Here is a 12,676-nt window from a genome sequence, read left to right as displayed (position 1 = left end):
GTGCAGGGCATCCTCGCGCTCGGCCAGGGCATCGCCACGGCCGCTGCGCCAGCTGAGATGGGGCCCGCACTCGGGGCAACTCACCGGCTGGGCGTGATAGCGTCTGTTCAGCGGGTTTTCATAGGCCGCCGCGCAGCGCGGGCACATGGCAAAGTCGGCCATGGCGGTGTGGGGTCTGTCATAGGGGAGGCGGCGGATGATGGTGTAGCGCGGGCCGCAGTGGGTGCAGTTGGTAAAGGGGTAGTGATGGTGGCGATCTTTGGGGTTGGCCACATCCGTGGCGCACGCTTCGCACATCCCCTGATCCGGCGAGATGGCGACCGTGGCGGCGCTCTGCTGCTGGCTGGCCTTTATATGAAACTGGCCGTCGTAGTCGGGATTATGGTCGGGGTCAGCATCGCGGGGCAGTTCCCGCTCACTGAAATGATCGATTCGGCTGAGCGGCGGCGCCAAGTCGCGCAGTTCGCGGGCAAAGGTGGCGAGCTGCTCGGGGGAACCCTCGGCACCTATGGTGACGCCGTTGGCATCGTTCAAGACATAACCGGCAAGGCCGTGGCGCAGTGCCAGCCCATAGACGAAGGGGCGAAAGCCGACCCCCTGCACTATGCCGTCGATATGAAATTCACGGCGCAGCCGGTTGGCAGCAGGATTGGAAGCGATAGAGAGGGCGATGGTGGCGCTCATGCCGGCTCCATCTCATCTTGAGTCTGTGGCAAACGCAGCACCCGACGCTCGTTCTCCTCGCGCCGCACCCAGCCATCCATCTCCATGCGCAGGCAGAACGGAATGGCGTATTTACGCGACAAGCCGGTGATCTCCTTTAAGGATGCCATGTCGATCAGATCTCCCACCTGCTGGCCCGCCAGCACGGCGGCAACCATCTGGTTGTAAAGGGCGGTGTCGTAGTAGATGGGGCCATCGAGTTGCACCAGATACTGAAGCCTTGCCAGATTGCGCAGCTGCTTTTGCAGCGCGCAGTTTTTTTGTAAACCATTGCGCAGCAAGCCCTGCCGCAGGGCCGCGGGCAGTTTGCGGGTGATAAAGGGATCCAGCGCCACGCCGCCGGGGCCCAGTTTACCGGGTTCGTAACCCTCCTTGCCTTGATCTCGCACCACTTTGAGTACCAGCTGTGCCTCTTGCCCCAAATCATCTTCCGACTCGCCGCTGCCCGGTTGCCACTTGTCATGGTGCAGGCGAACAAGCTGCTCGATCTTTAGCTGCTGGAGCAGGGCCTGAGTGACCGGCAAGGCGATACCAAAGCGGGTCGCAAGCTCGGCGGCGCTCAGCGGTTCGCTAGCCAGCGTGGCGAGCAGTTGGTCGCGGCTTTGAGCCAGCCAGTGGTTGTCCAGCAGCCAGTCACCGAGGGGGGTGACCTGTTCAGGCCGCTCGTCAAAGCGGCTGGCCAGCACATAGCCGTTGAGCCCCAGTTGCAGGGTGGCCGGGTTGTATCGCTCCAAGTCATCCGGCAGTTCGCCCAGCAGGGTGTGCAGCGGCTTGCGTCTGGCGGGATGGATGTCACCACACCAGACGATGCGGGCGCCATGCAGCAGTTCGCTGCTGCCGTGGCGAATGATGGCGAGCGGCTGGCCAAAGAAGCAGGGGATGGGAGTCGCAAAGATCAGCCGCGCCAACCGGGTATCCTTGATCGGCAGCTCGTTTATAGGTGCCTCTTTAATCGGCACAAAGCGCGCCCGGCCATGCCAGCTGCCGAGGGCTACCTCTACCTCCTGCGTGCGAAGCGTCTTGGTGCTCAGGCGCTCGCCGTTGAGCCGCACGATAAGGTGGGTCGCCGCCTCGCACTGGCCTGTTGCGCTGGTAAGGCAGTGGCCGCGGGCCACCTCCTTGTGGGGCACTTTTTTAAGGCCCACTGCCACCCGACAGACGGCGCCAATTTCCTCGACGCTCTGGTGATAGGCCTGCAGGGAGCGCACCTGCACCTCCCTGTCGGCGGGGTAGAGGCGCAGCTTGTCCCCCACCTTGAGGCTGCCCTGCTGCAAGGTGCCGGTGAGCACTGTGCCGGTGCCATTGGCGGTAAAGACCCTGTCTACATACAGTCGCGGGGCGGCCTGTTCGCGGAGGGCATGATGCTCGGCCATATCCCCCAACTGGCGCACAATGGCGGCGTGCAGGGCGGCCATATTCTCACCGGTCTTGGCGCTGACGCTGACGATGTCGGGCACCATGCCGCTCTCGTCCATCACCCGCTCCAGCAGACTCTCTTCGAGGAGTGCCAGCGCGTCGGGTTCCACCAGATCGCACTTGTTGATGCAGACCAGCAGGCGCGGTACCCCCATCGCCTTGAGCAGGCGCAGGTGATCGCCGGTCATCGGCATCCACCCCTCATCGGCGGCAATCACCAGCAGCACCAGATCCAGACTCCAGAGCCCCGCCACCATGTTGCGGATATAGCGCTCGTGGCCGGGCACATCGATGACGCCTATGGTGTTGCCCTGACCGTCGTCAAAGTGGGCAAAGCCCAGATCCTGAGTCATGCCGATGGCCTGCTCATGGGCGCGGGCTGTGGTGATGCCGGTGAGGGCCTTGATCAGCAGGGTCTTGCCGTGATCCACGTGGCCAGCAAGGCCGATAACGGCGCGATAGGAGGTCATGGGATCAGGACTCCTCTGTTGCGTTGATCGAGGCAGGTAGCAGCAGCTCGTTAAGCTGGGCGATCAACAGATCCATCTCGGTCGGCAGCAGGGTCGCCATATTGAGCAGCACCTTCTGCTGGCGCACGGTGGCGATGACCGGCACCGGCAGTTCGCGCAGGGCATCGAGCAGCTGCTGGGCCGGGCGCGGGTCGGTGCATTCGAGCGCTGGCGCGGGGTAGAACTCGTCCGGCAAGGTGCCACCGCCCACCACCAGCTGGGCGGGAATGGGCACAAAGCAGCCGGGCAGGGCGGCCATCAGCTGGGAGGCTCTCGCCTGCATGGCGGCCGGGTTGCTCAAGGTGCGCTGGGCAATCCCTTCGCCGACGAGGGATTTGTTGAGCTTGTGGATGAGCAGGCGTTCGAGCAGGGAGTAGACGATGCGGCTTGGGCGGAAGGTGCGCATCATGGGGTGTTTTTCCAGCCGCTTGATGAGATCGCTGCGGCCGCTGATGATGCCCGATTGCGGGCCGCCCAGCAGCTTGTCGCCGGAGTAACAGACCAGATCCGCCCCCGCCTTGATGTATTGGCGCACCGAGGTTTCATCCGGTGCAAACTCTTCGCTGGTCAAGCCGGAACCCTGATCCACCGCCAGCACCACGTGTTCTGGCAGGGCTCGGGCCACCTCGCCGATATCGGGGGATTCGGTAAAGCCGCGAATGGCGAAATTGGATCTGTGCACCATCAGCACCAGCGCGGTCTGATCGGTGATGGCATCGAGGTAATCTCGGGCTGTGGTGATATTGGTGGTGCCCACCTCCACCAGTTTGGCGCCGGAGAGGGCCAGAATGTCGGGGATGCGAAAGCCGCCGCCAATCTGGATCTGCTCGCCGCGCGAGACGATCACCTCGCGCCCCTTGGCTACCTCCTGCAGCAGCAAAAAGAGCGAAGCGGCGTTGTTGTTGACCACCAGCGAATCCTCGGCCTGGGTGAGGCAACGGAGCAGGGGAGCGATCAGCCCCTTGCGCCCGCCGCGCTTGCCGGTGGCGAGATCCAGCTCCAGATTGTTGTAGCCGATGTTGAGGTCACGCACCTCGTCCCACAGATCGCTACAGAGCGGCGAGCGCCCCAGATTGGTATGCACCAGGGTGCCGGTGGTGTTGATCACCCGGGTCTGGCGCTGGCGCAACTGCTGCCGACAGCGTTTGGCAATCAGCGCCTCGATCTGCTCGGGGGCGACGCCATGCTGGCGAAAATCTTCGCTCTGGCGCAGCTCGCTCAGGGTCTCGCGCACCGCCTGAGTCACCAGCGGGCGGCTCAGCGCATGGATATAGGTCGCGAGAAAGGGTTGCTGCAGCAGCTGTTCCACTTGTGGCAGGCGGCGCGTTTGTTGCTGGCTGTGCTGTGACCGTGAATCGTCGGCAGTCGGACGTGCTTCGGGCTGGCTGTGGGCGATGGCTGGCGCATGAGACGGGTTCGGCATGGGATTACCAGGGAAGTGCGTGGGTTTGACATGCACACCGGTCGCCGATAGAGAGGCCGAGCTGACGGGTTATTTCAGTGCTGGCGGTTTGCAAATTGTTGCAAACATAGTGCATAAATAAATGGTCTATTTATGCTGATAAATTAATAATTGGCCAGAGCAATAACCTGTGTTCGGATTATATTGGCAAGCGGTAAGCACCTTCTTTCAAGGTATTCCTTCAAACATATTGAACAAGCGATTAAAAATAGCATTCAGGCCGATAAACATCAGCGAGATGACATTTGCCCAATATATGAAATTGGCGGAAGAGGCAGGAATCGAACCTGCCAAAGCCTTCTCGGCTCACATCGGTTTTGAAGACCGAGGAGGCCACCAGACCCCATCAACTTCCACTATGGACGCTATTTTGTGGCAATTTTTTGTGACTGGCAACGCTTTTTTATCATAAAAAAGCGAGAGTTAGCGATTTTTTGAAAAATCAAAAGAACCTTGTTTTATATCAAGTTCAGCACGATTAACCCGATGATTTTAATTTAACACCGGGTGTTTGTCACATTGCCAAAGCAGTCAGTCAATAACGGGCGTTAACAGGCCTGTGCATAGTCATCGCTCGGCGTTGGTAATATTCCACTGGTCCAGCCGCTCTATTAACAAGCGGGTGTCCTTGGCGGCATCAAGATGTTGATAAAGATAATCCATCGCTTCGCTCACCATCTCGGTCATCGGGAAGGAGAAGGCGACGATGGCCGGTTGCACCCCGACAAAGATCACCTCGGGGACAAAGGTCTTGAGCTCGTCGATCAGGAAATTGAGCGGCATGTTGTGGGTCGAGAAGATAAACATCTCGGCGATGGTGTCGGGGGGGATCACCTGCAAGGTGCCCGCCTTTTCGCCGATCTCGGCGGCATCCACCAGCACCACCCGTGCCGGTTGCAGCTCCCGCACCTTGTAGACCGCATTTTCCGGCGCTATGCCGCCGTCAATATGGATCCAGCCGGGCAGGGGGGCGGCTTGCAGTTTGTCCGCCAGCCAAGGGCCGGCACCGTCGTCCCCCATCATGGCATTGCCCACGGTCAACACGAGATTGCAGCCCATCAGCGGCTCCTTACCATCAGGTACATATGGGGATCGTTATAGAGGGCGGTGAGCTGATCCATAAAGGTGTCGGTCCAGCCCAGCTCCTGTTCATCGAGCACGCCTTCCGCCTTGCGCAGTCGGTCGAAGGCGCAGGCCAGCATGTGGCAGTGCTCTCGATAGATGGTGATCTCGCCAAAGGTGAGAAACCCCTCCATCTTGCGGCGCGCCTCGCTGCCTACGGGTAGCTTGGCCACCCAGTCGCGATAACCCGCCAGCGGGCAGACCAGATCGGCGCTCAGGCAATCGACAATACCGAGGTGGTGGCCGATGGCGAGGCTGTAGTAGATCACCTCCTTGGCTTCTTCCGGTATGTCAAACTGCTCGTCCACAAACTTGCGGGAGAGACGGTAAAAGTAAACCTGGTCAGCCATGCACTGCCTCTCCCTTACCTGCCGCCCGGTTAAGGCAGGCGCCCGCCAGGTTGTTGACGATCTCCGACAGGCGCGGGTCGTCATGTTGATCGAGATAGCTCCGGATGCGCAGATCCACATCCTGCTGGGTCGCCCCTTCGAGCAGGGCCATAAACTCGTCGGCGATGATCTGTCCCTGACGGTAACCGGCCATGCGGCGGGCTTCACGCTCGATCATCACCCGGATCTCGTTGGGGATGCCGGTGTGGCGCAGCTCCACCCGCGCCCCCGGTTGCACCTCGTGGCTGGTGGCTTTGAGTTTTTGCTCAAGCAGGCCGAGCGCCACCGCAAAGCCGTAGATGGTGGCGGCAGGGGTGGGTGGGCAGCCCGGAATATAGACATCCACCGGCACGATTTTGTCGGTACCGCCCCAGACGCAGTAGAGATCGTGGAAGATGCCGCCGTCACAGCCGCAGGCGCCGTAGGCGATGCAGATCTTGGGATCGGGGGCGGCCTCATAGGCGCGCAGGGCAGGGACTCGCATCGCCCGGGTCACAGCGCCGGTAAAGAGCAGGATGTCGGCGTGACGGGGGGAGGCGACCACCTTGATGCCGAAGCGCTCGGCATCGAACAGCGGGGTGATGGTGGCGAAGATCTCTATTTCGCAGGCGTTGCAGCCGCCGCAATCGACCCGATAGACATAGGCCGAGCGGCGAATGTCTTTGAGCAGGGTTTTTTTAAGTTTGGTGATCTCGGGATCCTGCGCCAGTGGCACGGCGCGGGTATGGGCATGGCCGACAACCGGTTCTATGCCTTTGATCTTGCTCATCACATCCACTCCTGTTGTGTGGTAATCGGTGCGGCAATCGGTGTGGCTATCGGTGTGATCAGGGCCGAGTCAGGCTGGCTCAGCATGCTCTGTTTTCGTTTGCAGTCGGGGCAGTGGTGCAGTCGCTCTGGCGGCGCTAGCGGCTTGGCATCGCGAGCGAGCGGCGTACCTGCCTGCTTGAGGGTGTCCTCCACCAGCGCCACCAGTTTGCTCGGGGCAAAGTAGGTGCCGCACAGGGTGCAGGGGGCCAGCGCGAAGCGGGCTTCCTCATAGAGATCGGCCTTGTTGGTCACCGCCAGCTCGAACTCGGGGGAGAGGGCGATGGCATGGGTCGGGCAGACCTCTTCGCAGCGGCCGCAAAAGATGCAGCGGGCCATGGAGAGCTCCCAGCGCCGCTCGCCGGTCTCCATGTCCACTTCCATCACCAGCGCATTGGCCGGGCAGGCCTTGGTGCAGGCGGCGCAGGCGATGCACTGATCCGCCTGATATTTCGGTTTGCCGCGAAAATCCCGGTTCACCTCATAGGGGGCGAAGGGGTACTTGGCGGTCGGTGTGCCCGCCTGGAGTATGGTCTTGAACAACTTGATCATGATGACCCCTTATTTCAGCGGAGAGTTTTTGCGGTCGATACCGTAGCGCTCGATCTCCTTGTAGGAGACCACGGTGGACTTGCCCTTCTTGGGGTCGACCAGGGTGACCCGATCGGTACAGGAGTAGCAGGGATCCAGACTGCCGATAATGAGCGGCGCATCGGCCACGGTATTGCCGCGCAGCATGTAGCGCAGCGCAGGCCAGTTGGCGTAGGTGGCGGCGCGGCAGCGCCAGCGGAACAGCTTCTGGTTATCCCCGGTCATGCTCCAGTGGACATTCTCGCCGCGGGGCGCTTCGGTAAAGCCCAGCGCAAATTTGCCCGGCTGATAGGTAAACCCTTCGGTGAGCAGTGGCCCCTCTGGCAGGTGCTCAAGACCGAACTCAATCATGTCGAGAGAGTCGTAGAGCTCGTGGATGCGCACCAGCACCCGGGACTGCACGTCGCAACCCGCCAGCGTCTGGATCTCCATCGGCAGTTCGCGATAGGCAGCAAAGTCGTGGACCCGGCGCACGTCGCGCTTGAAGCCGCTGGCCCGCACCATGGGGCCGACGCAGCTGAAATCGCGGGCGATTTGCGGATCGAGGCGGCCTATCCCCACCAGACGGGAGGTGATGTTGGCGGTGTCGAGCAGCATGGCAACGAGGGGTTTGAGCTCATCACGGAGTTCCCGCACCAGCTGGGCACCCTTGATGCGATCTTCCTTGAAGATGTCGCGGCGCACCCCGCCAATCAGGTTAAGGCCGTAGGTCTTGCGGGCACCGGTCAGCAGCTCGGCCAGGGTCATGGACTTTTCCCGCACCCGGAAGAACTGCATAAAGCCGGTGTCGAAACCGGTGAAGTGGCTCGACAGGCCGATGTTGAGGATATGGCTGTGCAGGCGCTCCACCTCCAGCAGCACGGCGCGGATCATCTTGGCCCGCTCGGGCACCTTAATGCCCATGGCGTTCTCTACCGAGGTGGTGTAGGCGACGCTGTGGGTGAAGCCGCAGATGCCGCAGACCCGGTCGGTCAGAAACGCCACTTCGTTGTAGCCCATGCGGGTTTCTGCCAGTTTTTCCATGCCGCGATGGACATAAAAGAGGCGGTAGTCGGCGTCGATGATGTCTTCCCCATCGACAAACAGACGAAAATGCCCCGGCTCGTCCGAGGTGATGTGTAGCGGGCCGACCGGCACTATGCGGTTGGCCTCATTGCCCAACTCATTGACAAAGGGGTAGGTCTCGGTGTCGGTGGTGGGCATGGGGCGCTGGCGGTAATCCATGGCGTCCTTGCGCAGCGGGTGTATATCTTCGGGCCAGTCATCCGGCAGCACCAGACGGCGTTCGTCCGGCAGACCGACGGCGCGCAGGCCGTACATGTCGCGGATCTCCCGCTCGCCCCACACCGCCGCCGGTATGGTCGGGGTGATGGAGGGGTACTCCTGTTCAATGGCGTTGACCAGCACCCGGACTGTGATCCAGCTCTTGGTCTCGCCCTCCATGGAGAAGACGTGGTAGACGGCGAAGTGGCCGTTGAGGCTGCGCTCGTCATTGGCAAACGAAACCGAGAGCCAGCCCCCCTGCTTGTGGAAGATCAGGCTGGTGAGGGCCACCAGGCTGGTGGGCTTGACGGTCAGGGTGGCCTGATCGGCGGTCTGCCACTGCTCGTCGATGATGGCGTGGGGCAGTTGCGCTCGCAGTTGCTGGATATAGTCGCAACCGATGCGATCCGAAATGGCGATGGTCATGCAGTTCTCACTTTATGTTCGGGAATGAGCAATCGGAAAAAGAGGAGGTAAAGGCCGTCATGGCTCACACCCCGACCAGATAGGCGAGCAGGGCCAACAGGGCGAGCCCCAAGCCATAGCGGGTGAGCTTGTGGGTACGCACGAATTGGGTGCGGGCCATGGCATTTTCGATAATGCCCGCCAGCCCAAAGGCCACCAGCAGCTTGCAGAGCAGGATCAGGGCAGCCAGTGCCAGTGCGGGCAGGCTCCAGTTCGCCGCTTTGCCGAAGGGAAGGAAGATCACTAAAAAGAGCTGCACCACTACCAGTTGCTTGAGGCCGATGCCGAGCTTGAGCAGCGCCAGTCCCGCGCCTGAGTATTCGGTGAGCGGCCCTTCCTGCAACTCCTGCTCTGCTTCTGCGCAGTCAAAGGGCAGCTTGCCCATCTCCACGAACACCGCGAAGGCGCAGGCTGCACCGGCCAACAGGGTTGCGATGGGCGCAGCCAGCGGCTGGGTGGCCACATAGCTGCTGATGTTGCCCAGATCCGAGCTGCCCACCATCATCGCCATGATGAAGCAGGCGAGCATCAGAATGGGCTCCACCAGAATGCCGAGGGTCAGCTCGCGGCGGGCACCTATCCCTGCAAACATGCTGCCGCTGTCGAGCCCCGCCAGGGAGAAGAAGAAGCGGAAGATGGCGAACAGGTAGATATCGGTGATGAGATCCCCGGCGATGGGAAAGGGGGACTTGTGGGTCAGGGTAGGTAGCGCCATCGCCACCAGCATCAAGGCGGCGATGAGCAGTGCAGGCATCAGGTTGAAGAGGATGCCGGCAGGCTCCGGGGTGACCTCCTGACGGCGCAGTAGCTTCCCGATATCCCGGTAATCCTGCAGCGGACCAGGCCCCTGACGGGAGTGCATTTTTGCCCGCAGCACCCGGTTGAACCCGGTGGCCAGCGGTGCCAGCGCCAGCATGGCGATGGCCTGGGTCAGGGCGAGGGCCACCATGCCCCAGCTCGGCATTTCAAGAACAGGCATATCAGACTCCTACAGCCATCAGGATAAAGAACGCCAGCACAAGGCCGTGCAAGAGCCAGCCAGCGGCAGAGGACGACGCACTCACCCCGTGCAGCGCAGTGGCCAGATCGAGCTGGGGCTGTTTGCGATAGAGGGGGGCGCAGAGCTGGCGCAGGGTATGGGTGACACCACCGGAGGTGAGGCTCATGCGCTCCTCATAGGCATAACCACAGGCCCAGGGAGTACCGGCGTGACGACGACCGAGCTTGGGTCCCTTGAACAGCGCCACGACCAGCAGCGGGATCAGGAAGAGGCCAAAGAGGGTGATGGCAATCACGGGCGGTGAGAGGATCGCCTGAGAGCTGTCGAGCGGTAGCAGGGTCGCACCGGTGGCAACGCTCATCTGGCCTGTGACGTGAGCGGAGACGAGCGCCTGACCGTAGCCGCTGACAAAGGGGGCAATCCAGGGGGCGCCCAGACCCAGCACCAGACAGGCTGCGGCCAGCAGCAGGGTGCCTGCCACCATGGCATGGGGCACTTCGCGGGCCTGACTCGCTTTTTCGCTGCGCGGTGAACCGCAAAAGCAGATGCCGTAGACCTTGACGAAACACATCACCGCCATGGCGCCAGTCACTGCCAGCATCACCACTGCCAGTGGGGCCACCACAGAGGTGCCGAGCCGGGTCATGGAAAGGAGCGCCTGATAGATAAACCACTCGCTGACAAAGCCGTTGAGCGGCGGCAGCGCCGAGATGGCCATGGCGCCGATAAGGAACGCCAGCGCAGTCCAGGGCATCAGCTTGGCAAGGCCCCCCATCTTGTCCATGTCACGGGTGTGCAGGCGGAACATCACAGAGCCGGTGCCCATAAAGAGCAGGCTCTTGAAGATGGCGTGGTTGAGTAGGTGATAGAGGGCACCGAGCAGCCCCAGCACCACCAGCACCGGTTGCTGGTTGGCGATGCCAATCATGCCGATCCCCATCCCCATCAGTATGATGCCGATGTTCTCGACCGTGTGGTAGGCGAGCAGCCGCTTGAGATCGTGCTCGGCCAGCGCAAACAGCACCCCGAGCACTGCCGAGCAGGCACCGAAGATCAGCACCATGTAACCCCACCAGAGCTGGCTGGCGCCGAGAAAGTCGATGCTGACCCGCAAAATGCCGAACAGACCGAGCTTCACCATCACCCCCGACATCAGCGCCGAAATATGGGAGGGGGCGACGGGCTCGGCCACCGGCAGCCAGCCGTGCAGCGGCACGAAACCGGCGCGCAGACCAAAGCCGCAGAAGCTGAGCAGGAACACCAGGGAGGCCAATGTGCCCGCCAGATGGTGCTCACGAAGGGCTGCGAACTCCAGCGAGCCGCTTTCGCGGCAGAGCAGCCAGAAGGCGACCAGCACCAGCGCCATGCCGATATGGTTCATCACCAGATAAAGGCGGCTCTGTTTGGCGGCTTCCGGGTTGGTCTTGACCAGCCAGTAGGTGGTGAGGGTCACCAGCTCGTAGCAGAGCAAAAAGCCCAATGCGTTGTCGGCCAGCACCATGCCCACCATGGCGAACAGGAAGAGGTTCATCAAGACGCCAATGGCCACATCCCCCTTGCCCTGATATTCGCGAATATAGGCAAAGGAGTAGAGGGAGACGGCGACGCCCACCAAGGTGATCACCAGCAGCATCAGGGCAGAGAGCGTGTCCAGATAAAAAGAGCCGAGATGCACCGAGCCCAGCAGCCAGAGCTGACCGTCGATAGGTGCGTCTTGGGCCAGCGCCTTGATGGCGGCAACCACACCGGCCAGCGAACCCAGCAGGGCAAAGCCGCTATTGAGGCGGTTGGCCAAAGAGGCGTACGTTTGCAGCAGCAGACCGGCCACGGCGCCCAATAGGAAGAGCACAAGGGTGCCCATAACAAGCGGGGACAACATCAGCAGGATCCCTCAGTGAGTGAAGCGTCGGATGAAACAGGCGCAGTCGTGACGGCCGAGTAAGCAGAGGCCGAGAATGCGGGTGCCCCTTGTGGGTGGGCATTGGCCGCTTGCAGGCGGCGATCGCGGGCGGCGTTGGCACAGGCAGTGTCGTTGACGATAGAGAGCGCCTGGGAGGGGCAGGCCTCGATGCAGGCGGGGCCATCGGCGCGGAACTCACACAGATCGCACTTGATAGCGATGCTGCGCACGCCGGGCTCCCAGCTCAGCAGATCTGAACCAAAGCAGCGCAGACCGGCAGAGGTAGAGGGGTTGCTGGAGCGGATGGAGCAGGGGATATAGGTGTCGTAGCTGTTGGCCATGGCCACCGGACGGCTGCCACCGCTCTGGATGGCGCCGAACGGGCAGGCTACGGCGCAGAGGGTACAGCCGATGCAGAGCGACTCGTTGAGCTGCACGCAATCGCCGGTCTGGCGGATCGCCTCGACCGGACACACCTTGATGCAGGGGGCCTCTCTTCACAGTGACGGCACTGAACCGGCATGGTCGCCTGCTCGTGTCGCATGACGGTTAAACGGGGGGCTTGCTGCAAACCTTGCGCCTTGTGCACCGTGCTGCAGGCCGCCATACAGGTGCCACAGCCAATACACAGCTTGGGGTCAGCGATAACGAAGCGGTTCATAGCCTACCTTGTCGTGTCGCGAACGGAGAGAATAGGGGCAAGATGGCAAAATGCGGGCCAGATTGGTCCGGGGCGTGAAATTGATTCCAAGATGCTGTTTTAAATAGGGTTTAAATTTGGCGTTGCGCCGTAATAAGGACGCGGCACTGTGTCGACATCTGACGTTCGTCATTTGTGACGAAGGGAGGGGAGGGCTCGTCACAATAAGGCGCACACCTGAAACATTAATATCTTAATTGTCATTTAATGGATTAAAACAGAACACTCTCCGCTGTTAGACTCTCAATGAGGAGGTCACGCTTAAGAAGTAGCTAAAAATGAAATAAATAACTATTAAATTGTTATGTCAAAGTTAGAGAGTTTGTTTT

10 protein-coding genes, 1 tRNA gene and 1 pseudogene are annotated in these 12,676 nt (G+C 61.3%); all 12 read right to left on the bottom strand.

Translation table 11 applies throughout. The features are described 5' to 3' along the window. The coding region (locus AAC083_RS06730) for an acylphosphatase (RefSeq protein ID WP_146181604.1) at window positions 1–684 on the bottom strand (684 nt) is incomplete at its 3' end. Further along, window positions 681–2,609: a selenocysteine-specific translation elongation factor gene (selB, locus tag AAC083_RS06725; RefSeq protein WP_108536153.1), complete on the bottom strand. Its 1,929-nt coding sequence runs from the start codon at window positions 2,607–2,609 to the stop codon at window positions 681–683. The genes AAC083_RS06730 and selB, both read right to left, overlap by 4 nt. 4 nt (window positions 2,610–2,613) lie before the next feature. Beyond that, window positions 2,614–4,071, bottom strand: coding sequence for an L-seryl-tRNA(Sec) selenium transferase (selA, locus tag AAC083_RS06720; RefSeq protein WP_108536152.1), 1,458 nt, complete (start codon window positions 4,069–4,071; stop codon window positions 2,614–2,616). Between the two features lie 302 nt (window positions 4,072–4,373). Next, window positions 4,374–4,465 (bottom strand) — tRNA-Sec (locus AAC083_RS06715). A 212-nt stretch (window positions 4,466–4,677) separates the two neighbouring features. Beyond that, window positions 4,678–5,169, bottom strand: coding sequence for a hydrogenase maturation peptidase HycI (hycI, locus tag AAC083_RS06710; RefSeq protein WP_042034289.1), 492 nt, complete (start codon window positions 5,167–5,169; stop codon window positions 4,678–4,680). Then, the gene (locus tag AAC083_RS06705) at window positions 5,169–5,582 is read right to left on the bottom strand and encodes a formate hydrogenlyase maturation HycH family protein (protein ID WP_108536151.1); all 414 of its coding nucleotides are present in this window, start codon (window positions 5,580–5,582) and stop codon (window positions 5,169–5,171) included. The genes hycI and AAC083_RS06705 overlap by 1 nt, the downstream gene beginning before the upstream one ends. After that, a complete protein-coding gene (locus tag AAC083_RS06700; protein WP_108536150.1) occupies window positions 5,575–6,390 on the bottom strand; it encodes an NADH-quinone oxidoreductase subunit B family protein in 816 nt (271 codons plus the stop codon). Before AAC083_RS06700 ends, AAC083_RS06705 begins: the two co-directional genes overlap by 8 nt. Continuing rightward, a complete protein-coding gene (locus tag AAC083_RS06695) occupies window positions 6,390–6,980 on the bottom strand; it encodes a formate hydrogenlyase complex iron-sulfur subunit (protein ID WP_108536149.1) in 591 nt (196 codons plus the stop codon). The genes AAC083_RS06700 and AAC083_RS06695 overlap by 1 nt, the downstream gene beginning before the upstream one ends. A 9-nt stretch (window positions 6,981–6,989) precedes the next feature. Beyond that, window positions 6,990–8,708, bottom strand: a complete 1,719-nt coding sequence (locus AAC083_RS06690; protein ID WP_108536148.1) for a hydrogenase large subunit — start codon at window positions 8,706–8,708, stop codon at window positions 6,990–6,992. Between the two features lie 64 nt (window positions 8,709–8,772). After that, window positions 8,773–9,726, bottom strand: coding sequence for a respiratory chain complex I subunit 1 family protein (locus AAC083_RS06685; protein WP_108536147.1), 954 nt, complete (start codon window positions 9,724–9,726; stop codon window positions 8,773–8,775). Window position 9,727: 1 nt separating this feature from the next. Continuing rightward, window positions 9,728–11,626 (bottom strand): hydrogenase 4 subunit B, encoded by a 1,899-nt coding sequence (hyfB, locus tag AAC083_RS06680; protein ID WP_108536146.1) that lies wholly within the window; start codon window positions 11,624–11,626, stop codon window positions 9,728–9,730. Then, window positions 11,626–12,308, bottom strand: a pseudogene (locus tag AAC083_RS06675) (4Fe-4S dicluster domain-containing protein). Before AAC083_RS06675 ends, hyfB begins: the two are co-directional and overlap by 1 nt. Window positions 12,309–12,676: the final 368 nt, after the last annotated feature.

Origin of the sequence: Aeromonas sp. HMWF014 (assembly GCF_963878295.1) — a bacterium.
GTDB lineage: Bacteria > Pseudomonadota > Gammaproteobacteria > Enterobacterales > Aeromonadaceae > Aeromonas > Aeromonas popoffii.
The sequence above is the reverse complement of the archived record's forward strand: the minus strand, read 5'-3'. Positions and strand labels throughout refer to the sequence as shown.